Origin of the sequence: Acinetobacter sp. MB5, assembly GCF_003261585.1 — a bacterium.
Classification (GTDB): domain Bacteria; phylum Pseudomonadota; class Gammaproteobacteria; order Pseudomonadales; family Moraxellaceae; genus Acinetobacter.
In genome coordinates this window covers 364,502-389,852 of record NZ_POVU01000001.1, presented here as the reverse complement: position 1 = coordinate 389,852, position 25,351 = coordinate 364,502, and the positions used below count along the sequence as shown (strand labels likewise).

The 25,351-nt window shown below is 44.3% G+C and carries 22 protein-coding genes and 1 tRNA gene; 15 read left to right on the top strand and 8 right to left on the bottom strand.

The window, feature by feature from the left end; all coding sequences use genetic code 11:
• The first annotated feature begins 9 nt into the window (after positions 1-9).
• The 8 genes from C1A47_RS01920 (at position 10) to C1A47_RS01885 (ending at position 10,445) form a co-directional block, all read left to right on the top strand.
• Positions 10-1,029, top strand: a complete 1,020-nt coding sequence (locus C1A47_RS01920; protein WP_111891855.1) for an alpha-ketoacid dehydrogenase subunit beta — start codon at positions 10-12, stop codon at positions 1,027-1,029.
• 1 nt (position 1,030) lies between these two features.
• The gene (locus C1A47_RS01915; protein WP_111891853.1) at positions 1,031-2,587 is read left to right on the top strand and encodes a 2-oxo acid dehydrogenase subunit E2; all 1,557 of its coding nucleotides are present in this window, start codon (positions 1,031-1,033) and stop codon (positions 2,585-2,587) included.
• 10 nt (positions 2,588-2,597) lie between these two features.
• Positions 2,598-4,001 (top strand): dihydrolipoyl dehydrogenase, encoded by a 1,404-nt coding sequence (gene lpdA / locus C1A47_RS01910; protein WP_111891851.1) that lies wholly within the window; start codon positions 2,598-2,600, stop codon positions 3,999-4,001.
• Positions 4,002-4,034: 33 nt separating this feature from the next.
• Complete coding sequence (locus C1A47_RS01905; RefSeq protein ID WP_111891849.1) at positions 4,035-5,093, top strand: 2,3-butanediol dehydrogenase; 1,059 nt, start codon at positions 4,035-4,037, stop codon at positions 5,091-5,093.
• A 138-nt stretch (positions 5,094-5,231) separates the two neighbouring features.
• A complete protein-coding gene (locus C1A47_RS01900) occupies positions 5,232-6,017 on the top strand; it encodes an acetoin reductase (RefSeq protein ID WP_111891847.1) in 786 nt (261 codons plus the stop codon).
• Between the two features lie 219 nt (positions 6,018-6,236).
• Complete coding sequence (locus tag C1A47_RS01895; protein WP_111891845.1) at positions 6,237-7,634, top strand: GntP family permease; 1,398 nt, start codon at positions 6,237-6,239, stop codon at positions 7,632-7,634.
• Positions 7,635-7,653: 19 nt separating this feature from the next.
• Entirely contained in the window at positions 7,654-8,814 is a 1,161-nt protein-coding gene (locus C1A47_RS01890; protein WP_111891843.1) for an iron-containing alcohol dehydrogenase, read from the top strand.
• Between the two features lie 134 nt (positions 8,815-8,948).
• Complete coding sequence (locus C1A47_RS01885) at positions 8,949-10,445, top strand: CoA-acylating methylmalonate-semialdehyde dehydrogenase (RefSeq protein WP_111891841.1); 1,497 nt, start codon at positions 8,949-8,951, stop codon at positions 10,443-10,445.
• A gap of 11 nt (positions 10,446-10,456) precedes the next feature.
• Here C1A47_RS01885 and C1A47_RS01880 read toward each other — a convergent pair whose 3' ends face one another.
• The 6 genes from C1A47_RS01880 to C1A47_RS01855 form a co-directional block, all read right to left on the bottom strand.
• Positions 10,457-11,212 (bottom strand): IclR family transcriptional regulator, encoded by a 756-nt coding sequence (locus tag C1A47_RS01880; protein WP_111892191.1) that lies wholly within the window; start codon positions 11,210-11,212, stop codon positions 10,457-10,459.
• 97 nt (positions 11,213-11,309) lie between these two features.
• A complete protein-coding gene (gene lptB, locus C1A47_RS01875; RefSeq protein WP_111891839.1) occupies positions 11,310-12,059 on the bottom strand; it encodes an LPS export ABC transporter ATP-binding protein in 750 nt (249 codons plus the stop codon).
• A complete protein-coding gene (lptA, locus tag C1A47_RS01870; RefSeq protein ID WP_111891837.1) occupies positions 12,056-12,643 on the bottom strand; it encodes a lipopolysaccharide transport periplasmic protein LptA in 588 nt (195 codons plus the stop codon). Before lptA ends, lptB begins: the two co-directional genes overlap by 4 nt.
• Positions 12,627-13,175, bottom strand: a complete 549-nt coding sequence (gene lptC / locus C1A47_RS01865) for an LPS export ABC transporter periplasmic protein LptC (protein ID WP_111891835.1) — start codon at positions 13,173-13,175, stop codon at positions 12,627-12,629. The genes lptA and lptC overlap by 17 nt, the downstream gene beginning before the upstream one ends.
• 27 nt (positions 13,176-13,202) lie before the next feature.
• Positions 13,203-13,742 (bottom strand): KdsC family phosphatase, encoded by a 540-nt coding sequence (locus C1A47_RS01860; RefSeq protein WP_111891833.1) that lies wholly within the window; start codon positions 13,740-13,742, stop codon positions 13,203-13,205.
• Positions 13,743-13,745: 3 nt separating this feature from the next.
• Entirely contained in the window at positions 13,746-14,723 is a 978-nt protein-coding gene (locus C1A47_RS01855) for a KpsF/GutQ family sugar-phosphate isomerase (RefSeq protein ID WP_111892189.1), read from the bottom strand.
• 220 nt (positions 14,724-14,943) lie between these two features.
• Between C1A47_RS01855 and cysS the strand changes: the two genes are divergently transcribed.
• Both cysS and C1A47_RS01845 read left to right on the top strand, forming a co-directional pair.
• Positions 14,944-16,365, top strand: a complete 1,422-nt coding sequence (gene cysS / locus C1A47_RS01850; RefSeq protein ID WP_111891831.1) for a cysteine--tRNA ligase — start codon at positions 14,944-14,946, stop codon at positions 16,363-16,365.
• Positions 16,366-16,428: 63 nt separating this feature from the next.
• Positions 16,429-16,504, top strand: a tRNA-Gly gene (locus C1A47_RS01845).
• A 95-nt stretch (positions 16,505-16,599) separates the two neighbouring features.
• Here the strand turns inward: C1A47_RS01845 and C1A47_RS01840 are convergent.
• Positions 16,600-17,550 carry a LysR substrate-binding domain-containing protein gene (locus C1A47_RS01840; RefSeq protein ID WP_111891829.1) on the bottom strand — a complete coding sequence of 317 codons (951 nt, stop codon included), beginning with the start codon at positions 17,548-17,550 and terminating at the stop codon, positions 16,600-16,602.
• A 258-nt stretch (positions 17,551-17,808) separates the two neighbouring features.
• On the opposite strand from C1A47_RS01840, the gene C1A47_RS01835 reads away from it, so the two are divergent.
• From C1A47_RS01835 to C1A47_RS01825, 3 genes are all read left to right on the top strand, one after another.
• Entirely contained in the window at positions 17,809-19,035 is a 1,227-nt protein-coding gene (locus C1A47_RS01835; RefSeq protein ID WP_111891827.1) for an acyl-CoA dehydrogenase, read from the top strand.
• 227 nt (positions 19,036-19,262) lie between these two features.
• Positions 19,263-20,579, top strand: coding sequence for an MFS transporter (locus tag C1A47_RS01830; RefSeq protein WP_111891825.1), 1,317 nt, complete (start codon positions 19,263-19,265; stop codon positions 20,577-20,579).
• Between the two features lie 60 nt (positions 20,580-20,639).
• On the top strand, positions 20,640-21,881 hold the full coding sequence (locus tag C1A47_RS01825) for a CaiB/BaiF CoA transferase family protein (protein WP_111891823.1): 1,242 nt from the start codon (positions 20,640-20,642) through the stop codon (positions 21,879-21,881).
• A 206-nt stretch (positions 21,882-22,087) separates the two neighbouring features.
• On the opposite strand, the gene C1A47_RS01820 is transcribed toward C1A47_RS01825, so the two are convergent.
• The gene (locus C1A47_RS01820; RefSeq protein ID WP_111891821.1) at positions 22,088-22,684 is read right to left on the bottom strand and encodes a helix-turn-helix domain-containing protein; all 597 of its coding nucleotides are present in this window, start codon (positions 22,682-22,684) and stop codon (positions 22,088-22,090) included.
• A gap of 293 nt (positions 22,685-22,977) precedes the next feature.
• On the opposite strand from C1A47_RS01820, the gene glnT reads away from it, so the two are divergent.
• A complete protein-coding gene (gene glnT / locus C1A47_RS01815; protein WP_264756253.1) occupies positions 22,978-24,369 on the top strand; it encodes a type III glutamate--ammonia ligase in 1,392 nt (463 codons plus the stop codon).
• A 45-nt stretch (positions 24,370-24,414) separates the two neighbouring features.
• The gene (locus C1A47_RS01810; RefSeq protein WP_111891819.1) at positions 24,415-25,338 is read left to right on the top strand and encodes a class II glutamine amidotransferase; all 924 of its coding nucleotides are present in this window, start codon (positions 24,415-24,417) and stop codon (positions 25,336-25,338) included.
• Positions 25,339-25,351 lie beyond the last annotated feature (13 nt).

Here is a 25,351-nt window from a genome sequence, read left to right as displayed (position 1 = left end):
TAGTGAATCATGCCAAATAAAAGTTTTCGTAACGCGATCAAAGAAGCGATTGAACTGGAAATGCGCCGAGACCCAACCGTGTTTGTGGTTGGGGAAGATGTCCGTGGAGGACATGGCGGTAAAAACACCGAAGAAAATAAAATCGAAGGTTTTGGTGGGGTGCTCGGTGTCACCAAAGGTTTGTGGACGGAGTTTGGCTCAGAGCGCGTGATTGACACGCCGATTACTGAGTCTGCGATTATTGGGATGGCGGCAGGTGCAGCCGCAACCGGTTTGCGCCCTGTGGCGGACCTGATGTTTATGGACTTTTACGGTGTCTGTCATGACATGCTGTATAACCAAGCCGCAAAATTCCGCTATATGTTTGGTGGCAAAGCCAAAGCGCCAATGGTGGTGCGTGGCATGATCGGTGCGGGCTTCTCAGCAGCAGCGCAGCACTCGCAGTCGCCGTATAACGTGTTTGCAGCCGTGCCAGGTTTGAAGGTGGTTGTGCCATCTAGCCCTTACGATGTCAAAGGTTTACTCACTCAAGCCATTCGTGACGATGACCCTGTGGTGTTCTGTGAGCACAAAATGCTGTACGACATTAAAGGTGAAGTGCCAGACGAAGCCTATACCATTCCGTTTGGTGTGGCGAATTACACCCGCGAAGGAACAGATGTCACCATTATTGCTTTAAGCCTGATGGTGCACCGTGCCAATGAAGTGGCTGACAAACTGGCAAAAGAAGGCATTTCAGTCGAAGTGGTTGATCCGCGTACTATTTCACCACTGGATGAAGAAGGTATTTTGGAATCGGTTGCATCGACAGGGCGTGTGGTGATTGTAGATGAGTCGGCAGCGCGTTGTGGCTTCGGGCATGATGTCGCTGCGCTGATTGCACAAAAAGGCTTCCACTATCTGAAAGCACCAATTGAACTCGTCACGCCGCCACATACACCCGTGCCATTTTCACCTGTATTGGAAAAGGAATGGATTCCGAGCGTAGAACGCATCGAGCAGGCTGTACGTAAAACCTTGGAGGCTTAGGATGAGCGAAATCAAAACGCTGGAAATCCCGAAATGGGGATTGTCCATGGAAGAAGGCACGATTGCCCAATGGTTGATTCAGGAAGGTGACAGTTTTAGCAAAGGGCAGGAAATCTGCGAGATTGAAACCACCAAAATCGTCAATGTCCTTGAAGCACCCTTTGGCAGTACCTTACGCAAAATCATTGCTAAAGATGGCGATACTTTACCTGTAGGTGGGCTCATTGCTGTCTGTGCAGAAAGCAGTGTTTCCGCTGCTGAAATTGAACAGTTTGTACAGTCTTTAGGGGGCGCAACTGTGAGTCCTGCACCTGCGGTTCAGGCGGAAACGGCTGTGGCGGCAACCGTACCACAAGCCGAAGTCGCAGCACCGTCTGTAGCTGTGGCAAGTACGACTGCGCCAGTTGCCAAAGCACCTGCAACAACACAAACGGGTTTTGTGATTCCTGCGGCATTACAAGGTTATCAGCAAGATGCCACGATTTTTGCCACGCCACATGCACTGAAACTGGCTGCAAAGCACAATGTGAATTTGGCAAAAGTTTCAGGTTCAGGGCGTGAAGGGCGTATTAGCGTACAAGACATCCAGACTGCGGTACGTGCCGCGGGCGGACAATGGGCAGATGTAAAAGTTCAAGTACAATCCTCTGGTAAAGTTGCGAAGTCTACTGCCGATGACAGTCAGGTTTTTGCAACATCCGTGGCGCGCCGTTTGGCGAAACAGTGGGGCATTAACCTGAATGACTGTCGTGTGTCGGGTTCGCGTGGACGCGTGTGTAAGGAAGATGTTGAAGCGCTATATCATCGGGACAATCCAAGTACTGTGTGTGCTGAATCTTCTGCGACCAGTTCAGAATCTGCACCCAAAAATCAGGTCACTGCGATTGCCTTAAATGCCATGCGTAAAGCGATTGCTTCGCGTCTGCAAGCAGCGAAACGCAATGCGCCACATTTCCGTTTAACAGTGGATCTCAATGTTGAGGCTATGCAAAACCTACGTAAGCAAATCAATGATAGCGTTCCGCAGGTAAAATTATCGATTAACGATATGTTGATTAAAGCGGCTGCGGCAGCATTGCTCAAAGTGCCTGAGGTTAATGTGCAGTTTGACGAAGCAACCCAGTCGATTTTGCAATTTGCTCAGGCCGATATTTCAGTGGCAGTGGCGATTCCCAATGGCTTAATCACCCCGATTGTGAAAGCAGCCAATCAAAAATCACTCTCTGAAATTTCAACCGAAATGCGTGATTTAGCCACTCGTGCCAAAACTGGAAAATTACAGCCTGACGAGTTTCAGGGTGGCAGTTTTAGTATTTCCAATTTGGGCATGCTTGGCATTAAACAGTTTGATGCCATCATCAATCCACCACAAGGCGCGATTATGGCACTCGGTGCATCTGAAGCACGTGCTGTGGTTGAGCAAGGTGAAATCGTGGTTCGGGAAATCGTCACGGCAACGTTGTCTTGTGATCACCGCGTGATTGATGGTGCAGTTGGGGCAAAATTTTTGGCAAGCTTCAAACAGTTTGTTGAAAACCCCGCCCTGATTTTGGTCTAGGAGAAACCGCATGTCAGAAACACAATTTGATGTGGTGGTGGTGGGTGCAGGGCCAGGAGGGTACGTGGCTGCCATTCGTGCAGCCCAGCTCGGGCTAAACACGGCGATTGTTGAAGCACAGCATTTGGGCGGGATTTGTCTGAACTGGGGTTGTATTCCGACCAAAGCTTTACTTGCAGGCGCGGAACTGGCAACCCAGCTTAAACATGCGGGACAGTTTGGTTTTCAATTGTCGCAGATTGAGTTTGATCTGCAACAACTGGTCAAGCATAGCCGTCAGGTGTCAGCACAACTGGTACAGGGCATTGCCCATTTGCTGAAAAAAAATCAGGTCACGGTGTTCGATGCCAAAGCCAAACTGATTGGCAAAGAAACCTTGCAACTGACCGATGCTAATGGAAAACAGCAAATCTTAACGGCACCGCACATTATTTTAGCGACAGGCGCACAGGCACGGCATTTGCCACAGCTCCCTGTCGATGGCAAATATGTCTGGAGTTATAAAGAAGCTTTGGTTCCTGAACAATTGCCAAAGCGTTTACTGGTGGTGGGTTCGGGTGCAATCGGCAGCGAGTTTGCCAGTTTGTATCAGGACTTGGGTTGTCAGGTCACGCTGATTGATATTGCCAAGCAAATTTTACCGACTGAAGATGTTGAAGTTGCTAAGTATGTGCAAAAGCAGTTTCAGCAAAAAGGCATGCAGATACTGACTCAAGCCGCGATTCAAAGCATCAGCATTGTGAATGAACAAGTGCAGTGTGTAGTGACGACACCTCAAGGTGAACAGACACTTGAATTTGATCAGGTGCTTTCAGCGATTGGTGTACAGCCGAATACCAAAAATTTAGGATTGGAAGATTTAGGTGTGGAGTTAAATCCTCAAGGCTTTATTCAGACCGATAGCTTCTGCAAAACCAATGTTGTCGGGTTGTATGCGATTGGGGATGTTGCGGGTGCGCCGTGTTTGGCACACAAAGCCAGCCACGAAGGTATTTTGTGTGTTGAAAAAATTGCAGGCGTGCAAGGTGTACATGCACTAGATCGTAGCCAAATTCCTGGGTGTATTTTTACTCATCCACAAGTGGCGAGTATCGGGCTGCATGAATCAGCAGCGAAAGCCCAAAATCTGCCGATTCATATTGGTAAGTTTCCACTCTCTGCCAATGGTAAAGCCTTGGCACTTGGTGATAGTGCAGGCTTTGTTAAAACCATTATTCATGCGGAAACAGGTGAACTGCTAGGCGCGCACATGGTGGGGCATGAAGTTACCGAGCATATTCACGGTTTTGCGATTGCCAAATATCTTGAAGCGACCGATGCGACATTGGCACAGGTCATTTTCCCGCATCCAACCTTATCGGAAGCGATGCATGAATCGATTTTGGCATCCATGCAACGCGCGATTCATATTTAACTTTTTCACTCATCATTTGACGGATACAAAACAATGAAAGCAGCACGTTTTTATGACAAAGGGGATATCCGCATTGAAGATATTCCAGAACCAGAAGTCGCCGCAGGTACAGTCGGCATTCAGGTGGCATGGTGTGGCATTTGCGGCACTGACCTGCATGAATTTATGGAAGGCCCGATTTTTATTCCACCATGTGGTCATCCGCATCCGATTTCGGGGGAATCTGCACCGATCACGATGGGGCATGAGTTTTCAGGCGTAGTCTATGCAGTCGGCGAAGGCGTGACGGATATTCAGGTGGGGCAACATGTGGTAGTTGAGCCATATATTATTGCTGATGATGTGCCGACAGGTCCAGGTGAAAACTATCATCTCTCCAAAAATATGAACTTTATTGGCTTGGGTGGTCGCGGTGGTGGATTATCGGAAAAAATTGCGGTGAAACGCCGTTGGGTACATCCGATTTCTAACAGCATTCCGCTCGATCAGGCAGCGCTGATTGAACCGCTTTCGGTGGGGCATCATGCCTATGTGCGCAGTGGCGCGAAAGCAGGCGATATTGCTTTGGTGGGTGGAGCAGGGCCGATTGGTTTATTGCTCTCTGCGATTCTCAAAGCCAAAGGCTTAACCGTGATCGTCACCGAACTGAGTAGTAAACGTAAGGAAAAAGCCAAAGAATCAGGCGTTGCCGATTATATTCTCGATCCATCACAGGTCGATGTGGTCGCCGAAGTCATGAAAATTACCCAAGATCGCGGTGTTGATGTTGCCTTTGAATGCAGTAGCGTCAACAAGGTTTTAGATACCTTGGTCGCTGCAACCAAGCCGACAGGCGTGATTGTGATCGTGTCGATCTGGAGCCATCCAGCCACCATTAATGTGCATAGCGTGGTGATGAAAGAACTAGATGTGCGTGGCACGATTGCCTACGTCAATGATCATCAGGAAACCATCAAACTGGTTGAGCAAGGTAAGATTAATCTTGAACCGTTTATTACTCAGCGCATTCAACTGGATGATCTGATTTCACAAGGTTTTGAAACCCTGATTCATAACAATGAATCTGCGGTGAAAGTTATTGTTCATCCATAAATATAAAGAACACAGACTTCTCTTGGTTAACCCCGATTCTTTGCGCTGAATAGAAGACCACAAGAATTAAACTGAGGGAAGTCATCTTGATTACAGGAGCAGGATTCTCCTGGTCATTCAAATCAAAAGGATCAAAAAATGCCAAGAGGGTTACACAATAAAGTTGCCTTGGTCACAGGTGCAGCACAGGGAATTGGACGCGGGATTGCACTACGTCTGGCACAAGAGGGCGTGCATGTGGCATTGGTCGACATGCATCAGGAAAAATTACAAGCAGTGCAACAGGAAGTGCAGGCATTGGGTGTTCAAGCCAGTACCTTTATTGCCGATGTCAGTCAGTTGGAACAGGTCACACTGGCGATTGACCATGCTGAAAGCAGCTTGGGTGGTTTCGATATCCTGATCAATAATGCAGGCATTGCTCAGGTTCAGGCACTTGCCGATGTCACGCCTGCGGAATTTCATAAAATTGTTGATGTGAATATTGGTGGCGTGTTATGGGGCATACAGGCCGCTGCCAAGAAATTTCAGCAGCGTAAGCAAAAAGGCAAGATTATCAATGCCTGTTCAATTGCAGGACATGATGGCTTTGCTTTGCTGGGTGTGTATTCAGCGACCAAATTTGCAGTGCGGGCACTGACACAGGCAGCCGCCAAAGAATATGCCAGTCAAGGTATTACCGTAAATGGCTATTGCCCTGGAATAGTTGGCACAGACATGTGGGTGGAAATCGATAAGCGTTTTTCTGAAATTACAGGCGCGGCGATAGGTGAAACCTACAAAAAATATGTTGAAGGGATTGCCTTGGGGCGTGCTGAAACGCCAGATGATGTGGCAGCTTTGGTGGCATTCTTAGCCAGTGAGGATTCGGACTATATTACAGGACAATCAATTTTAACCGATGGTGGAATGGTTTATCGCTAGTCGTGGAAAGCCCAATTTCGTTTTATCTCCAACCGCTGAATTAAGCGGTTTTTTTATTTTTAGAATATGACGACATGAAGGTAGAACAATGGCTTGTTGACTAAAGTCGATAAAAAATCATTTGCGGGGATGCGAAAGTTAATTTATATTAATTTAATAATGATACGAATCGTATCATTTTATAAAAAATGGATAGTCAAAAATCAAGGATGTTTTCCAATGTTAGGACTCACAGGTATTGTCTTGTCCTTAATATTGCTGATGTATCTGGCATATAAAGGATTTAGTGTCATCGTTTTAGCGCCATTACTGGCTTTGTTTGCAGTAATGTGGAGTGGGATGAGCCATGCTTTATTGGGCTATTACACTCAAATTTTCATGACAGGGCTAGGTGGCTATGTCATTAAATATTTTCCATTATTTTTACTGGGTGCAATTTTTGGCAAGCTCATGGATGATTCAGGTTCAGCACGAACCATTGCCAATTTTTTTGTAGAACGTTTGGGGCAACAACGTGCCATGCTCTCAATTGTGTTGTCTTGCGCGATTTTAACCTATGGCGGTGTCTCGTTATTTGTTGTGGGCTTTGCTGTCTTTCCAATTGCCGCTGCGCTATTTCTTGAGTTGCAGTTACCAAAACGTCTTATTCCCGCAGCAATTATGCTAGGGGCATTGACCTTTACAATGACAGCATTGCCAGGAACACCTGCGATACAAAATGCGATTCCAATGCCATATTTCAAAACAGATTTATACGCAGCGCCATGGTTAGGTGTGATTGGTGCAGCAATGATGTTATGTGGTGGGATGTATTGGCTGAATTATCGTGTTAAGCAGGCGGCATTTGCACAAGAAGGATATGGTCAACATGCGTATGAGCAACATCATCAAGTGCATGTAGTTGATGGAGATCGCCCAAGCTTAATGGTGGCGTTTGCACCAATTTTCGTGGTGATCGTGATGAACTTTGCCTTAACCAAGTTAGTGTTCCCACATATGGATACCAGTTTTCTTGCCAGCAGCCAGTTTGGGCAGGCTTCACTGGCATCCGTGGTTGGTCTGTGGGCAATTGTGTGTGCACTGGTTTGTGCTTGCTTGAGTATTATTGTGTTGAACTGGTCACGTATTGAAGATGTACGACATTCTATACAGCAGGGTGTCAGTTCTTCATTCCTTCCAATTTTTAATACAGCATCGGAAGTTGGTTATGGATCAGTGATTGCATCTTTGGCTGGCTTCCTTATTCTGCGTGATTTTTTGGTTGGGCTTGCGCCAAGTAATCCTTTAGTTTCTGAAGCGATTGTGGTTAATGTTCTGGCAGGCATTACAGGATCAGCCTCAGGTGGATTGAGTATTGCACTCAATACCATGGGCACAACGTATATGAATTTGGCTCATCAATTTTCGATTTCTCCAGAGTTGATGCACCGCGTAGCGTCTATGGCATCTGGCGCACTGGATTCATTACCTCACAACGGCGCAGTCATCACGATTATTACATTGTGTGGATTAACGCATCGGCAGTCATATTTTGATATGTTCATGGTTGCGGTGATTATTCCACTTGTTGCCTTGGTTGCAGTGATTGTCTTGGGCACTTTATTTGGATCATTTTAATAAGATAGGGAAGTGTGTTATGTCACACCGTATTGTTTTACCACGTATTTTAGAAATTGGGCGTAATGCACGAAGTCAGTTGCCCGATATTTTGGCATCGTTAGGGGCAAGTAAACCTTTAATCATTACTGACCGTGTCATGCTGTCTTTGGGTTATGTCGATCAACTACAGGCGATTTTGGCTCAAGCCAATATCTCAACCGACTACTTTGCCGATACCATTCCAGAGCCGACCGCCAGCTCGATTGCTGCGGGTGTCGAAAAAGTTCAGTCTCAAGATTACGATGCGATCATTGCGATTGGTGGTGGCAGTGTGATTGACAGTGCCAAAGCGATTGGTATTTTAGGGAAATTTGGCGGAGAGATACGCGATTATAAATTCCCACGTCAAGTGCATGAAACAGGTCTGCCAATCATTGCGATGCCCACCACGGCAGGCACTGGCTCGGAATGTACCAAATTCACCATTATTACCGATGACGTCACCCATGAAAAAATGCTGTGCACGGGAATTGGCTTTTTGCCAGTCGCGGCGATTGTTGACTATGAACTGACACTGAGTTTACCTGCGCGTACCACTGCTGATACAGGCATTGATGCACTGACCCATGCCATTGAAGCTTATGTTAGTAAAAAAGCCAATCTATACAGTGACTCACAAGCAATCGCAGCGATGAAATTGATTGGTCAAAACCTGATTCAAGTCTATCAACACCCTGAAGATGCTACCGCACGTGAACAGATGATGCTTGGTGCGACCTTGGCAGGGATTGCATTTTCCAATGCTTCCGTGGCTTTGGTGCATGGCATGAGCCGACCAATCGGGGCATTTTTCCATGTGCCGCATGGACTCTCCAATGCCATGTTATTACCGATGATCACGGCTTATTCGATTAATGCGGCACCTGAACGGTATGCCACCTGTGCTAAAGCCATGGGTGTTGCAGAACCCAATGATGCGACCGATCTTGCCAATCAAAAACTGGTTGCGGCACTAGAGCAGATTAATCGAGAACTCAAAGTACCGACTTTGGCAGAATTTGGTGTCAATAAAGCTGATTTTGATGCTGTGGTTGAAACTATGGCAGAACAAGCTTTAGCATCGGGTTCACCAAACAATAATCCAGTTGTACCTAGCACTGAAGAAATGGTACAGCTTTATCAAAAATTATGGCTGTAAATGGCTTATTTTTAAAATCAACACTAGACCACTTTCATAAGCATTTACCCCTCTTTATTTTTCTCCCTGAGGGAGAAATAAAAAGGTCTTATGAAAGAAGTCTGATCTTAGAATCACAACGAGGAACTCCCACAATGGACATGATTGGTCACTTTATCCAAGGCAAACTGTGTTACGACCATGCACGTACCCAAGCCGTTTATAACCCGTCAACAGGAGAGCAAAGCAAGGAAGTTGCCATTGCCAGTATTGAAACTGTCGAGCAGGCAATTGCCGCTGCACAAGCCGCATTTCCTGAATGGCGTGATACCCCTGTAATTAAACGTGCGCGTGTCATGTTTAAATTTAAAGAATTACTCGAACAACATGCCGATAAAATCTGTGAGTTGATTGGGGCTGAACACGGCAAAATCGTGCATGATGCTGCGGGCGAACTACAGCGCGGTATTGAAAATGTGGAATATGCCTGTGGTGCACCAGAATTTCTCAAAGGTGAATTTAGCAAAAATGTAGGCCCATCAATTGATTCATGGAGTGAGTTCCAACCGCTCGGTGTGGTCGCAGGGATTACCCCATTTAACTTCCCCGTAATGGTACCGCTGTGGATGTTCCCGATGGCAATCGTCTGCGGGAACTGTTTTGTTTTAAAACCATCAGAAAAAGATCCATCTTCAACACTTTTCCTTGCTGAATTGTTGAAACAGGCAGGTTTGCCAGATGGTGTGTTTAATGTGGTGAATGGTGACAAAGTCGCGGTCGATACTTTACTGCACGATCGCCGTGTACAAGCGGTGAGTTTTGTTGGTTCAACCCCAATTGCCGAATACATTTACCAGACTGCAACTTCAACAGGTAAACGCTGTCAGGCACTTGGCGGTGCGAAAAACCATGCGATTGTGATGCCTGATGCAGATCTTGAAAATGTCGTGAGTTCATTGTTGGGTGCAGCATTTGGTTCATCGGGTGAGCGCTGTATGGCGTTATCAGTTGCTGTTGCAGTGGGTGATGAAACAGCCGATGCTTTGGTACAGCAACTCAGTGAACGTATGCAAGGTTTGAAATACGGACACTTTGCCAATAAAGACAATGACTTCGGCCCTGTAATTACCGCAGAACATAAAGCCAAAGTGATCGGACATATTGACAGCGCAGAGCAGCAAGGCGCAACGGTGGTGGTCGATGGTCGTCATGCTGCACCTGAAGGCTATGAAAATGGTTACTTTGTAGGTGCAACCCTGATTGATCATGTGAGCCCAGACATGCTCAGCTATAAGCAGGAAATCTTTGGCCCTGTGCTACAAGTGATTCGTGTTGCGACCATGCAAGAAGCCATGCAACTGATTAATGATCATGAATATGGTAACGGTACCTGTATCTATACCCGCGATGGTGAAGCTGCACGTTACTTTACCGATCATATCCAAGTGGGGATGGTTGGGGTCAATGTCCCGTTGCCTGTACCAGTGGCTTATCATAGTTTTGGTGGTTGGAAGCGTTCATTGTTTGGTGATTTATATGCCTATGGCCCAGACGGTGCACGTTTTTACACGCGCCGTAAAACCATTACCCAACGTTGGCCATCGAGCAATGTCCGTGAAGGCGTACAATTCTCTATGCCAACGCTGAATTAATCGAATACAGATTATCCTTGCTGAATCAATTGACTGAGTTCCTGTGCTGCCTCGCGTAGCACAGGTTCATACGCCATCAAATCCTGTAAAGACTTACGAATTGTGGGTGCGTGGGTATATAGACATGCCACAATGTCTTGTTCTGCATTTAAAATCGGTACAGAACACGCCACCATGCCTGCGATAAATTCTTCGTTATCTGTTCCAAGTTTGTGCTCAAAAATTTCTTGTAAATTCTGCTCTAACGCAGCTTTGTCAATGAAGGTGTTTTTAGTCATTTGCTCAATCGGCAAATGTTTCAGCACATTCGTCCGACGTTCTTTTTCTAAATAACTTAAAAACAATTTTCCACTCGATGTACACCATAATGGAACTTTTGAACCTACAGGTAAATAGACTTGCAAGGGCCAGTTGGTTTGCACCCGATCGGTGTAGAGCATTTCATTGTCTTGTAAAATGGCAATACCACAGGTTTCGCCAATCTGGTTCGATAGCTTTTGCAAAATAGCAAGCCGTTCTATTTTCTTGGGTTCCTGATTCCATGAACTGACCAGTAGCGCATGAGTTCTTCGCCCGACAATATAACCGCCATAAGTATCGAGTTTAATAAAACCTTCTTTTTCTAAAGTCTGTAATAAACGATGAATACTCGGTTTGGGAATGTCGAGAGCAATGGCTAAATCGAGAGGAGTCGGTGGGTGTTGTGCAGTTGCAATTGCCTCAATGATTTCAAGTACACGGGTAATCGACGATCCTTTTTTCTTGATTTGATCTGCCACTTGTCCTGCCTTATCCTTAAATTGAATGTAAAAAAGCTGTATATTTTTCAATATACAGCTTTGAAAATATTCAGTAAATGAAATTTTATACGGTGAAATCTTCACCCAAATAAACTTCACGAACTGTGGTATTTTCCAGAATTTCTTGGGCTGTACCCTCAGCAATCACAGAGCCTTCACTGACAATGTAAGCTTTCTCACAAATTGCCAGTGTTTCACGCACGTTGTGGTCTGTAATTAACACGCCAATACCACGATCTTTCAGGTTTTGAATGATTTCTTTAATATCACCGACAGAAATTGGGTCAACCCCTGCAAAAGGTTCATCGAGCAGCATAAATTTAGGATTCGCTGCCAAAGCACGCGCAATTTCGGCACGACGACGTTCACCACCAGATACGCTCATGCCTAAAGAATCTTTAATATGACTGATTTTAAAGTCATCTAACAATTCTTTCAGACGCTGTTCACGCTGAGCTTTGTTCAGGTCTTTACGGGTTTCCAAAATTGCCATGATATTTTCACCAATGGTCAATTTTCTAAAAATCGAAGCTTCCTGTGGCAAGTAGCCAATACCTTTACGTGCGCGCTCATGCATTGCAAAGTGTGATAAATCTTGGTTATCCAGATAAATCTCACCTTTGTCCATACGAACCAAGCCAACCACCATGTAGAAACTGGTGGTTTTACCCGCACCGTTTGGACCAAGCAAACCCACAATTTGACCACTGTGCATTTCAAAAGAAACGTCTTTGACTACCCAGCGTTTGCTGTAGTTTTTTGCAAGATGACGAATGCGAAGCTTTTGTGGTTGATTGATGAGGGCATCACTCATTTACTTTTTGCTCCTGGTGCTGACTTCGATGCATTAGGTGGAATCACAATCTGGACACGGCCTTTATTTTGGCTTGGATTAGTTGATGTTGCACCACCACCAGATGAACTACCTACAGCCTCAATATCACCTTTATTCATGCTGTAACGTAAGGTCGCACCACGAACGCTGGCACCATCCTGATCAACATAGGCATTGCCGCTCAATGTAACAATGCCTGTGTCAGCATCATAGATAATTTTCTGACCTTCGCCGCGCGCTAAACCTTTGTTGACATCCATTTTTTGTTGGAAACGTGCTGGATGACCGTTGGCAGTAACGGTGCTGATTTGGCGGCTTTTGTTCAGTTGTGCTGTCACCGAATCGGCTTGTAATTTCATTGAACCTTGTTCAATGACCACATTGCCCGAATACGTCGTGTAACCTGTTTTATCGTTATAAGTTGCACGGTCTGCAACCAGTGAAATCGGTTGATTACGGTCTGTAGGTAATGCAAATGCTGACATTGCCGTACAAGAAAGGGCTCCTAAAATGACAGCGTTGAAGACCGTTTTAATATTTGAACGTTTAGGATTTAGGAGCATAGTTTCCTCGAATATTGAAAAACTCGTATTGTCCTGAATTTAAGTCGGCTTTTAAGCCTTGACTTATAAACTGGCTTTGTGGAGAGTCAACAGTAACTTCATGAGTGGTTTCTAACTGTCGAGTTTTCGGATAGCCAGTCAATTGATCAGTCTTTAGAGTCATGACGCCTTGAGTGGTATTTTTGTGGGCAACCACATTGCCAGACAATACAATCTTCTGATTGTCATCATAGCCATCGGCACGTGATGCAATATATGTCGCATCAATTTTACCATGACTATAAGTAGTCGCATTGAAGTTATATAACTGAGATGTATTGTTTTGTTTGTTTTGTACCATTTCATCAACAGAGGCACGTGCAGAAACGTACCCTTGCTGATCAGTTTGGGTAATTTTGACGTCCTTGGCCGAATAGGTCATATTGCGTGCCGCATTGACATCTAATTTTTTGCTTTTACCGCTATAGTAGTAGTAACCACCGCTTATGGTTCCTATTACAATCGCTACGATATATAAAGTTTTAGTATCCATAAGCGTAGTTTATCAAACAATTGCGAATTAATGCGGGACTGCTGTGAATTTTTCAAGGAGCTCTTGATAAACTCCTTTGGCTTGTAGCAACATATCGCACACTTCGCGTACAGCGCCACGTCCACCCATTGCTTGAGTCACCAAATCTGCGCGTCGGCGAACTTCAACATGTCCGTTGGGTACAGTCACTTTCATCCCTGCAATTGCAAATGCAGAAAGGTCTGGCCAGTCATCACCCATATACAGACAGTCTTGAGGCAATAGGTTGAACTGCGCACATGCTTCACGAAGTGCTACGCCTTTGTCTTCACGACCTTGGAAAACCAAATCGACTTTCAGGTCAGACATGCGTTTTTCTACGATGTTACTTTTACGCCCTGTAATGATGATGACTTTTAGACCCGCTTGTTGAGCGAGTTTCATGCCTAAACCATCACGAATATCGAAAGATTTGATTTCATCACCAGAGTTAGTAAAAGTGACAAAGCCATCGCTTAAAATACCATCGACATCTAAAACCAAAGCCTTAATGTGGCTTGCTTGTTCTAATAACACATAAGATGCCATGTTTTATGCTACTCCAGCTTCGATTAAATCATGCATGCTGATGACACCAATCACTTTTTTCTGATGGTCAACCACGATACATTGATTGATTTTTTTATCACGCAATTGTTCAAGTGCTTCTACAGCACGGGCATGTTCAGAAATGGTCGATGGATGCTTGGTCATCGCTTCTGCAACAGGCATGTTGACATTAAAGCTGCTTTGTTTGCCCAGTAAACGACGTAAGTCACCATCGGTAAATACGCCAAGGAGTTGACCTTGTTCATCAACAACTGTAGTTAGGCCTAAACGCTTTTCAGTCATTTCATACAATGCTTCGCTCATCGGCGCTGTTGGCAAGACTTTAGGTAAATCTGTGCCTTTATGCATCAGGTGTTTTACATGGAGTAAAAGGCGTTTACCTAAAGCACCCGCAGGATGCGAACGCGCAAAATCATCTGAGGTAAAACCGCGTGCTTCTAGTAAAGCAACAGCCAGCGCATCACCTAAAGCCAGTGTCGCTGTGGTACTTGAAGTTGGTGCAAGACCTAGAGGACAAGCTTCATCTGCTTCGCCAAGTGTAAGTGCAACATCGGCATTTTGCGGCATTGGGCCTTGAGTATCGCGGCTAATGGTAATCAGTGGAACTTCAAGATGTTTGATAAGAGGCATCAACATCATGATTTCATCACTTTTACCTGAATTTGAAATGGCAATCAGGACATCACCTTTGACCAACATACCCAAATCACCATGACCTGCTTCACCAGGATGCATGAAGAAAGATGGTGTACCCGTAGAGGCAAATGTGGCCGCCATTTTACGACCAATATGTCCAGATTTCCCCATGCCTGTGACAACCAGACGACCTTTGCATTGCAAAATAATCTCGCAGGCTTTGACAAAGCGCTCATCAATTTGTGAGGCCAAAATATCGAGGGCTTGCTGTTCAATCTCTAAAGTTTCTAAAGCGACTTTTTTAAAATCAATGGGATTCATGATGTTTGGGGAATTCAAAATTAACTACCTTACCAAAATACAGGGAAAATATATTTAGGGTGTGACTTCACAATAACGCTGATTTTAGCACAAATAATCGTGTGGCAACTTTGGCTTATGCAGACAAGATGCTTATCTTATATTTTTTGGGGATAAAACTTTGTGAAATATTGTGCATCAGTTATGATGAGGCATCTTTAGTTTGAACATTTGAAGACTTTATATGCAACCCTTTGTTTTATATAACTCTGAGCAACGTAAAAAAGTTGAATTTGTACCCCGTAAAGCAGGGCATATCGACATGTATGTTTGCGGTATGACCGTCTATGACTATTGTCATATTGGGCATGCTCGAGTCATGGTTGCATTTGATTACATTATCCGTTTTTTACGTAGTCAGGGTTGGAATGTTAAATACGTGCGCAATATCACCGATATTGACGACAAAATTATTAAACGTGCCAATGAGAATGGTGAAAGCATCACCGCATTGACCGATCGTTTTATTCAGGCGATGAATGAAGATGCTGAAAATCTGGGTTGTTTGCATCCAGACGAAGCACCACGTGCAACCGAATACATTGACCAGATGCAAAGCATGATTGGGAATTTGGTTGATAATGGCACAGCGTATCCTGCAAGTAATGGCGACGTTTATTTTCAAGTTGAAAAGTTTGCTAAATATGGTCGTTTGTCGGGTCGTAAGCTTGAAGATATGCAAGCAGGTGCTTCAGAACGTGTCGATGTTGAAGTAGAGAAAAAACATCCGTTTGACTTTGTGCTTTGGAAACATGCGAAAGAAAATGAACCTGCTTGGGCTTCACCGTGGGGCCAAGGTCGTCCAGGTTGGCACATTGAGTGTTCAGCAATGTCAACCTGCTGCTTAGGCAACCATTTTGACATTCATGGTGGTGGTTCAGACTTGATGTTCCCGCACCATGAAAATGAAATTGCACAAAGTGAGGCTTCAACAGGTGAACAGTATGTGAATTACTGGATGCATGTCGGCTTTATTAATGTCGATGGCGAGAAAATGTCGAAGTCTTTAGGCAATTTCTTTACCATTCGCGATGTGATGGACAAATTCCATCCTGAAGTGATTCGTTACTTTATCGTGTCGTCACATTACCGAAGCCCAGTCAATTTCTCGGATGTAGCATTAAAAGAAGCGAAAACTGCTCTTAGCCGTTTCTACCATTCATTTAAAGCATATCAGCAAGCTTATGGCGAAAAAACCGTTGAAACTTTAGATCAAGTACTGGTTGAACGTTTTAATGCTGCTATGCGTGATGACTTTAATACAGCTGAAGCCATTGCGGTATTGTTTGAAGTCAACAAAGAATTGAATCGTGCAGTGAAAGAAGAAAATGCTGAACAGGCAGCGGTTTATTATTCAACCTTACGTCATTTGACCAACATTTTAGGTTTAGTACAGCACAATGTTGAAGATTTCTTAAAGTCAGATATTGGTCAGGAAGCTTTAGGATTGTCTGAAGAACAAATCGAAGATTTGATTCAGCAACGTAAAGATGCCAAAAAAGCCAAAGATTTTGCTCAGGCGGACGAAATTCGTCAGTCATTGCTGGATCAAGGTGTGGTTTTGGAAGATACCCGTCAAGGGACTGTTTGGCGTCGTGCTGATTAAATAGCCACTTGGATGCCAAAAGAGTTGACAGCTTTTTGAAACACTCTATAATGCGTCCATATTGCGGGAATAGCTCAGTTGGTAGAGCATAACCTTGCCAAGGTTGGGGTCGCGAGTTCGAGTCTCGTTTCCCGCTCCAAAATTTAAAAAGCCTCAAGATTTTATCTTGGGGCTTTTTTTATGGTGTTTAAAATTAGAGTAAAGCTGATTTTATTAGGTTTTGATGATGTTAGATTAAGCACGTCGTGCTATGCCATTATGCTGATAAGCCTGAACTTCCTGACTAAGCCACTCTACAAACTTTAAGATCAAACCACTATTTTGTTGTTCCGAATAAACAAAATAATAAGAACGCGAACCGATCAGCTTAAATCGGGAGGCAATCACCAAATCAGTATTCTTCAATTCTTTCTCAAGGAGCATTTGAGGAATGAGTGCCACGCCCATGTGATGTGTTGCGGCAACTGCAAGCATGGAAAAAAGCTCGTGGCGTTGTCCATCCATTGCGGAAGGATCATCATAACCTGCTGCATTGAACCATTCTTTCCAGATATAAGGTCGCGTCGTTTGCTGCAATAAAGGCAATTGACTCAATTGCTGCGGAGTCAAATCAATTGTATTCAGATCTATTTCGGGGAAATATTTTTGAATCAACTGTACCGAACAGACAGGAACAACCTCTTCTTGCATGAGAAATTCAACCTTTGCCTCAGGCCAGTTTTCAAGTTGGGACGGCGTACCTGCGTAGATTGCAGCATCAAAAATATGTTCGCTAAACAAAAACGGCTTGGTGCTGGTTTCAAGATGCACTGTAATTTCAGGATAGATCTGATTGAAACGATACAGTCGAGGTAGTAACCAGCGAGTCGCGAAAGTAGGAACAACGCCGAGTTTCAGTGTACCGCCAAGCCCTTTATGCGACATAAGATCCATCGTGCTTTGTTCAATGTTCAATAATGAAGATTTGATACTTTTAAAATACTGCTCGCCTGCCAGCGTCAATTCCACACCGTGGCGAGTACGTTGAAATAAACTCAGATTTAAAAATTCTTCTAATTGCTGGATTTGTCGAGAAACCGCACTTTGAGTAATGCACAGTTCTTGCGCAGCATGGGTATAGCTTTTATGTTTGGCGGCAGATTCAAAGCACAACAGTGACTGTAAAGATGGAATCATCCGACGCATATCACGATCCTTGTCATATTAGTGGATTTTTAGCATGAGGTATTTAGAAATAACATAGATTGTCCTTAAAAATAAAATCTTCATTTTATAAAAATATAAAAGTTATTGTATTTAAAATACTTTTTAAAAAATAGATAATTTTTTGTGAAATAAGATATGCGTAAACCACATGTCTGCATGAAAAAGAATCGTTTGCCTGAGTGGAGAACTTGATCGTAGCATGAATGAAAAGATCAACCACAACAGGCTAGGAAAGCAATGAATCAAATGCTGGAAACAACAAAAAAATCTGAACGTGTCCAATTTAACTGGCAAGACCCATTTCTAATTGAGCATCAACTCACCGAAGAAGAACGCATGATTCGTGATGCAGCAGCAGCTTACTGCCAAGATAAGCTTATGCCCCGTGTGCTTGAACAATTCCGACATGAAACCACAGATCCCCGCATTTTCCGAGAAATGGGGGAGTTGGGGTTACTTGGGCCAACCATTCCTGAACAATATGGTGGGGCAGGTTTAAACTATGTCAGTTACGGTTTGATTGCACGTGAAATCGAGCGCGTTGATTCGGGTTATCGTTCTATGGCAAGTGTACAAAGTTCCTTGGTGATGGTCCCGATTAATGAGTTTGGGACAGAAGAGCAGAAACAGAAATATCTGCCGAAACTGGCAACAGGTGAATATATTGGCTGTTTCGGGTTGACCGAGCCTGATCACGGTTCAGACCCTGCGGGCATGTCAACACGTGCCAAAAAAGTGGCAGGTGGATATCGCCTGAAAGGTTCAAAAATGTGGATTACCAATAGCCCGATTGCCGATGTATTTGTCGTTTGGGCAAAAGAAGTGTCAGAAGAAGGCAATGTTGGTGATATTCGCGGTTTCATTTTAGAAAAAGGTTGGCAAGGTTTATCTGCACCTGCAATTCACGGCAAAGTGGGGTTGCGAGCTTCAATTACAGGGGAAATTGTCATGGATGATGTCTTTGTTCCTGAAGAAAATGCCTTTCCTGAAGTTCGTGGTTTAAAAGGGCCATTTACCTGTTTGAATAGCGCACGTTATGGCATTGCATGGGGGGCGATGGGCGCCGCAGAATTTTGCTGGCACACCGCACGTCAATACACCCTCGACCGTCAGCAGTTTGGTCGACCACTTGCAGCCAATCAACTGATTCAGAAAAAACTGGCGGATATGCAAACCGAAATTGCACTCGGCTTACAGATTGCCTTGCGTTTTGGGCGTATGAAAGATGAAGGTCTAGCCGCAGTCGAAGGCACATCCTTAATCAAGCGCAATAACTGTGGCAAGGCACTGGAGATCGCCCGTCTGGCTCGTGACATGCTGGGTGGTAACGGGATTAGTGATGAGTTCGGGATTGCCCGTCATTTGGTTAACCTTGAAGTCGTGAATACTTATGAAGGCACACATGACATTCATGCCTTGATTTTGGGGCGTGCGCAAACTGGCATTGCTGCATTTGCCAACTAAATAAAACCTTTTCATTAAAAATTCTTGGAGATGCTCGTTGTGGGCATCTTGAGGAGACATTTGTTTTAAAAATCTAAACAAAGCATAGTCAGGGATTCATCACGGATAGGCGGCATGTAGAAAGACGTTTTGCCAAGCAACAGGGATACAACAAAAACAGGCGTAGCGATTTTTACATGTGCAACAGATGAATGACCGAGACTCATTTGGGAAAATGAGGTGTCAAGATGAACAATGAAGTTCAAGCGGTTGTGACCGATTTACTCCGTTCGTTGCCTGCTAATGTAGGAACATATGAGCGGATTACGCCAAATACATGGAAATTTGCATTACTGTTTGCCTACTTTGCCATGGTGGTGGACGGTGTCGATATTATGCTGCTGTCCTATAGTTTAACCAGTTTAAAAACGGCATTTGGTTTGTCGACCTTTCAGGCAGGTGCCTTAGGTAGTGCATCTTTGGCAGGTATGGGCATTGGTGGCATATTGGGGGGGTGGTCGTGCGATAAGTTTGGTCGGGTAAGAACCATTGCGCATTCAGTAACTTTCTTTTCAGTGGCAACCTGTTTGCTTGGTTTTACCCAAAGTTTCGAACAGTTCATGGCGCTCAGATTCATTGGTGCATTGGGTATAGGTGCGCTATATATGGCGTGTAATACCTTAATGGCAGAATACGTTCCAACTCGTTATCGCACGACGATATTGGGAACTTTGCAGACAGGTCAAACAGTGGGCTATATCGTTGCGACAATTTTAGCAGGGGCAATTATTCCTGAGCATGGCTGGCGCGTTCTGTTTTTTATTGCGGTGATTCCTGCTGCAATCAATATTTTTCTAAAACGATTTGTCCCTGAGCCAAAGTCTTGGCAACTGAACAAAATACAGTCACTCAGCACTGAAAAAACAGAGACAAAAATAGATCAGACACAAACCAATAGTCGCAGTATTTATCGCCAAATTTTTATTAACCTTAAACACCGAAAAATGTTCCTGCTCTGGATGACCACTGCCTTCTTTCTACAGTTTGGTTATTACGGCATTAATAACTGGATGCCAAGTTATCTCGAAATGGGTCTACATATGAACTTTAAATCTTTGACCAGCTATATGGTCGGTTCATATACCGCAATGATTTTGGGGAAAATTCTGGCGGGATATCTTGCAGACAAGTTCAATCGTCGTGCTGTTTTTGTCTTTGGTACCTTAGCGAGCGCCATTTTTCTACCTATCATTATTTTCTTTAACACGCCAGATAACATTTTATATTTGTTAATTACCTTTGGTTTTCTGTATGGCATTCCATATGGGGTCAATGCGACCTATATGGCTGAATCGTTCTCAACCGATGTACGCGGAACAGCAATTGGTGGTGCTTACAATATTGGGCGTGTCGGAGCAGCGATTGCACCTGCAACCATTGGCTTCTTGGCATCGGGTGGTACATTCGCAATTGCATTTATTGTGATGGGGGCCGCGTATTTTATCGCAGGTATATTACCAGGTCTTTTTATTCGTGATCGCCAGTACGATCCGCAAAAATCATAAGAACTGTCAAAGATGGCATCAAAGAATGGATGCCATCTCTATCATGAAAAGGATAAGTATATGGGTGCATTAACAGGGTTGCGTGTACTGGATTTGAGTCGGGTATTGGCAGGGCCATGGTGTGGTCAGATTTTGGCTGATTTGGGTGCAGAGGTGATCAAGATCGAACGTCCCAAAGTTGGGGACGATACCCGTATGTGGGGACCACCGTGGATGCCCGATGAACAGGGAGATGCTACCCGAGAAGCAGGTTATTATCAGTCAGCAAACCGTAATAAATATTCAGTAGCGGTTGATATCGCCTCAAAACAAGGACAATTGCTGATTCAGGACATGGTTAAAAATGCTGATGTACTGATTGAAAACTATAAGGCAGGCTCTTTAGTGAAATATGGTCTGGACTATGCCAGCCTGAGCAAGATCAACCCTCGACTGGTGTATTGTTCGATTACAGGTTTTGGGCAGACAGGACCACGTGCGGCAGAACCGGGTTATGACTTTATTATTCAGGGTATGGCAGGACTGATGAGCATTACAGGTGAACCTGAAAATGTGCCGCAAAAAGTCGGGGTTGCAGTCACGGATTTACAAACAGGACTGTATGCCACCATTGCAATACAGGCAGCGCTTTGGTCACGTCTTACGACTGGAAAAGGTCAGCATATTGATTTGTCATTGCTGGATGTTCAGGTCGCAGGTTTGGCCAATCAGGGCATGAATTATCTGCTGACAGAAAAATCCCCAGTGCGGATGGGAAATACTCACCCGAATATTGTGCCGTATCAGACATTTAAGGCAAAAGATAAAGATTTTATTATTGCCTGTGGAAATGACAAGCAGTTTAAAGCTCTGTGTATGGCGATTCAGCGACCAGACCTTTGGGATCATCCTGATTTTCGCTCGAATCAGGATCGGGTGAAACATCGTCATGTTTTGGTTCAGCAATTGGAGCAGCACTTTTTGACTCAGAATGCACAGTTCTGGGTAGATTGTATTCATGCGAAACAAGTCCCTGTAGGGATGATTAATTCCATTGCAGAAGCATTACAGGAGCCACAGATTCAGGCGCGCAATATGCTGGTGAATGTGCCACATCCACAGAATGCTGAATTTAAAATGATTGCTTCACCGATTAAATTGTCTGAAACACCGATTGAATACCGTCAAGCGCCCCCTCGTTTAGGGGAGCACACTTGGAAGGTCTTACAACAGTATCGCAGTGAGAGCGAATTAAGGCAGCTCGAAGCTACAGGAGTTATTGAGGCTTTTACTGAACAGGATGATGTGGTGGGTGTGGAATAAGATCGAGAAAAAAGGATCATTCGACTTTATTTCATAAGTCATTTTCTAAACAATAAATCACAATATAAATACCCTCATCCTAACCTTCTCCCAAAGGGAGAAGGAACTTTTAATATTAATTTTATTGATCATTTTTTGATTGATTAAAGAGATCTATTATTGACAGGCATTTTAAAATGACATTGTGCCTGTCGGTATCTGAAAAATTATTCCTGAGGCTGTGCGTAGTTCATCACCGAGAGCAGGCGAATCGGAACCTGAATCAGTTTTTCTGGGCCGTGTGGAATCTCACCTTCCAGAGTTAAACAGTCGCCTGGTTGCATATGAAACACTTCATGCCCGTGACGATACAACATTTCACCTTCAACTAAATACAACATTTCTGTCCCTGGGTGGGCAAAAGTCGGGAACTCCTCGCTGGCATCGTCCATGCTGACCAAATAGGCTTCAAAGTTTTTACGCGGGCCGCGTGAATGGGTCAATAAATGATAGGTATGTCCTTTTTCTGTGCCACGGCGAACCACTTCCATACCATCGCCCGATTTAACCAACATGGCATGGCTTTCTTGCTGGTCATACTGGCTAAATAATGTCGACATGGGAATACCGAGCACTTCACATAAGCGGCTTAAGGTTTCAAGGCTGGTGGACACTTGGGCATTTTCAATTTTGCTGAGCATGCCCTGACTAATTCCTGCGATCTGTGCAACCTCAGACAATTTCAAACCCTGTTCTTGACGATGGCGTTTGATTTGAATGCCAATATATTGTTCAAGCTTCAAACTATTTTTACTTTGTCTCATTCTGGTTCATTCCTGCACTATTTTGATACTGATTTTGCTGTGTATTTTACTGCAAAGCACAACCGAACTTTGCTAAAAAATAAAATTCCTATTGTGAAATATATATTCTTGTTGGAAATATAGTCAAATTTTACCTCTCATTCACAAATTTCGTCTGTTGCTGAAAAGTTGGCAAGGGATTTGCTTTCTTAATAGGAAAGAAAATTTCTTAAATGGAATTTTTAAACCATGTAAGCACAGAAAGATGCATTTTCTGCACCACATTCAGTTTTTGTCATATGGGAGTATGCCAAATGTTGCAGCAAGCCGTAACCGAGATGTTTGATCAACATCAACTCATCAAAAAACCAATGTACCGTCCAGAGGTTCAACAGGTGATTGATCAGTACCAATTGAAATATGTATTGGCTCAGTTTGTCGATATTCATGGTGCTGCAAAAACCAAGTCTGTGCCGATTTCTGGCTTAAAAGCGATTGAAAAAGATGGCGTAGGCTTTGCGGGTTTTGCCATCTCGGGAATGGGAATGCAGCCGCATGGGCCAGATTTTATGGTGAAAGGCGATTTGTCGAGCTTAACTCCTGTGCCATGGCAACCAGGTTATGGTCGCGTGGTGTGCGAAGGCTATGTCAATGGTCAGCCGCATCCTTACGATTCACGCTATGTACTGCGTAAACAAGTCGAGCGTTTAAGTGCTAAAGGCTGGACATTGAATACAGGTCTAGAGCCAGAGTTTAGCCTGTTTCGCCGTGGTGAAGACGGTTCACTCAAAATGGTGGATGATTCAGATAACCTCGACAAACCTTGCTATGACTATAAAGGCCTATCGCGTTCACGTGAATTTTTAGAACGTTTAACCGAAGCGCTCATTCCTGTGGGTTTCGACATTTACCAAATTGACCATGAAGATGCCAACGGTCAGTTTGAAATCAACTATACCTACAGTGATGCCATGAATTCGGCAGACATGTTTACCTTCTTCCGCATGGCAGCAGGGGAAATTGCCAACGATTTAGGCATGATCTGCTCATTTATGCCGAAACCAGATCCAAAACGTGCGGGCAACGGCATGCACTTCCACTTGTCAATTGGAAGTGAAGAATCTAGCAACCTGTTCCATGACCCGAGTGACCCAAGTGGTATGGGCTTATCGAAAATGGCCTATCACTTTATCGCAGGTTTACTTGAACATGGTCCAGCACTCTGTGCGTTTTGTGCGCCAACCGTGAACTCTTATAAACGCCTTGTGGTGGGTCGTTCATTGTCTGGTGCGACATGGGCACCTGCATTTATTGCGTATGGTTCTAACAACCGTTCAGCGATGGTGCGTATTCCGTATGGTCGTATCGAACTACGTCTTCCAGATGCAGGCTGTAATCCTTACTTGGTTTCAGCGGCAATTATTGCTGCAGGTCTAGACGGCATTGAACGCGAACTAACTCCACCCGCAGCATGCAATGAAAACTTGTACAGCCTTGGTTTGGAAGAAATCGCTGCACGTGGCATTGAAACCTTGCCACAGTCGCTTAAAGAAGCAGTCGATGCACTCAAAGCAGATCCACTGTTCCGTGAAAAACTGGGTACAGAAATCGTGGATGAATTCATCGATCAAAAAAGCATGGAATGGGTTGAATACAGTCGACATGTATCTGACTGGGAAGTTAAGCGTTATACCGAATTTTTCTAAATTTTAAGATAAATCAACAGAATTGAATCTATTGGAGTAAGCATTATGTGTGGCATTGTCGGACTTTACTTAAAAAACCCAGCGCTCGAATCTCAATTGGGCAAACTGTTTGAACCGATGCTTGAAGCCATGACTGGACGTGGCCCAGACAGCGCAGGCTTTGCGATCTATGGCGATGAAGTACAAGATGGCTGGGTCAAATTGACCTTACAAACTACCGATGAAAGCTTTAACTGGCAAGCATTTGCAGAAAAACTGGAAGCAAAACTCGGTACAGGCTTTGACTGGTTCCAAAATGCAACCGCAGCCGTGCTGAAAGTCGAAGCAGATGAAACCACCGTTCGTGCAGCAATTACCGAACTTGCACCTGAACTGAAAATCATGAGCGTCGGACAAAGCATCGAAATTTTAAAAGGCATGGGCTTACCTGTGGAAATTTCTGAACGCTTTGGCTTGGCGAATATGAAAGGCAGCCACATTATCGGGCATACCCGTATGGCAACCGAAAGTGCAGTAACCATGGAAGGCAGCCATCCATTCTCAACGGGTGCAGATCTTTGCCTTGTGCATAACGGTTCATTGTCAAACCATGCGCGTTTACGTCAGGAACTTAAACGCGAAGGCATTCATTTTGAAACGGATAACGACACTGAAGTGGCTGCGGGTTATTTGGCTTGGCGTTTACAAGAGGGTGATAACCTCGAACAGGCGTTGAATCATGCGCTAGATGACTTGGATGGTTTCTTTACTTTTGCGATTGGTACACGTGACGGTTTCGCCGTGATTCGTGATCCGATTGCCTGCAAACCTGCAGTTTTGGCAGAAACCGATGACTATGTGGCAATGGCATCTGAATATCAGGCATTGGCTTCACTTCCAAACATTGACAAAGCCAAAGTTTGGGAACCAGAACCAGCAACTTTATATGTATGGGAACGCTCAACAGCCAATACTGGCGCAGCAGCATAAAAACCAAAATAGA

What these genes read in the sequence shown, in the direction of transcription:
- C1A47_RS01835 (WP_111891827.1), top strand. Translation starts at nt 17,809, where the DNA reads ATGAATCAAATGCTGGAAACAACAAAAAAATCTGAACGTGTCCAATTT.
- C1A47_RS01915 (WP_111891853.1), top strand. Translation starts at nt 1,031, where the DNA reads ATGAGCGAAATCAAAACGCTGGAAATCCCGAAATGGGGATTGTCCATG.
- lptC (WP_111891835.1), bottom strand. Translation starts at nt 13,175, where the DNA reads ATGGATACTAAAACTTTATATATCGTAGCGATTGTAATAGGAACCATA.
- C1A47_RS01905 (WP_111891849.1), top strand. Translation starts at nt 4,035, where the DNA reads ATGAAAGCAGCACGTTTTTATGACAAAGGGGATATCCGCATTGAAGAT.
- glnT (WP_264756253.1), top strand. Translation starts at nt 22,978, where the DNA reads ATGTTGCAGCAAGCCGTAACCGAGATGTTTGATCAACATCAACTCATC.
- C1A47_RS01885 (WP_111891841.1), top strand. Translation starts at nt 8,949, where the DNA reads ATGGACATGATTGGTCACTTTATCCAAGGCAAACTGTGTTACGACCAT.
- C1A47_RS01890 (WP_111891843.1), top strand. Translation starts at nt 7,654, where the DNA reads ATGTCACACCGTATTGTTTTACCACGTATTTTAGAAATTGGGCGTAAT.
- C1A47_RS01840 (WP_111891829.1), bottom strand. Translation starts at nt 17,550, where the DNA reads ATGCGTCGGATGATTCCATCTTTACAGTCACTGTTGTGCTTTGAATCT.
- C1A47_RS01825 (WP_111891823.1), top strand. Translation starts at nt 20,640, where the DNA reads ATGGGTGCATTAACAGGGTTGCGTGTACTGGATTTGAGTCGGGTATTG.
- cysS (WP_111891831.1), top strand. Translation starts at nt 14,944, where the DNA reads ATGCAACCCTTTGTTTTATATAACTCTGAGCAACGTAAAAAAGTTGAA.
- C1A47_RS01820 (WP_111891821.1), bottom strand. Translation starts at nt 22,684, where the DNA reads ATGAGACAAAGTAAAAATAGTTTGAAGCTTGAACAATATATTGGCATT.
- lptB (WP_111891839.1), bottom strand. Translation starts at nt 12,059, where the DNA reads ATGAGTGATGCCCTCATCAATCAACCACAAAAGCTTCGCATTCGTCAT.
- lptA (WP_111891837.1), bottom strand. Translation starts at nt 12,643, where the DNA reads ATGCTCCTAAATCCTAAACGTTCAAATATTAAAACGGTCTTCAACGCT.
- C1A47_RS01810 (WP_111891819.1), top strand. Translation starts at nt 24,415, where the DNA reads ATGTGTGGCATTGTCGGACTTTACTTAAAAAACCCAGCGCTCGAATCT.
- C1A47_RS01900 (WP_111891847.1), top strand. Translation starts at nt 5,232, where the DNA reads ATGCCAAGAGGGTTACACAATAAAGTTGCCTTGGTCACAGGTGCAGCA.
- C1A47_RS01895 (WP_111891845.1), top strand. Translation starts at nt 6,237, where the DNA reads ATGTTAGGACTCACAGGTATTGTCTTGTCCTTAATATTGCTGATGTAT.
- C1A47_RS01920 (WP_111891855.1), top strand. Translation starts at nt 10, where the DNA reads ATGCCAAATAAAAGTTTTCGTAACGCGATCAAAGAAGCGATTGAACTG.
- C1A47_RS01860 (WP_111891833.1), bottom strand. Translation starts at nt 13,742, where the DNA reads ATGGCATCTTATGTGTTATTAGAACAAGCAAGCCACATTAAGGCTTTG.
- C1A47_RS01830 (WP_111891825.1), top strand. Translation starts at nt 19,263, where the DNA reads ATGAACAATGAAGTTCAAGCGGTTGTGACCGATTTACTCCGTTCGTTG.
- lpdA (WP_111891851.1), top strand. Translation starts at nt 2,598, where the DNA reads ATGTCAGAAACACAATTTGATGTGGTGGTGGTGGGTGCAGGGCCAGGA.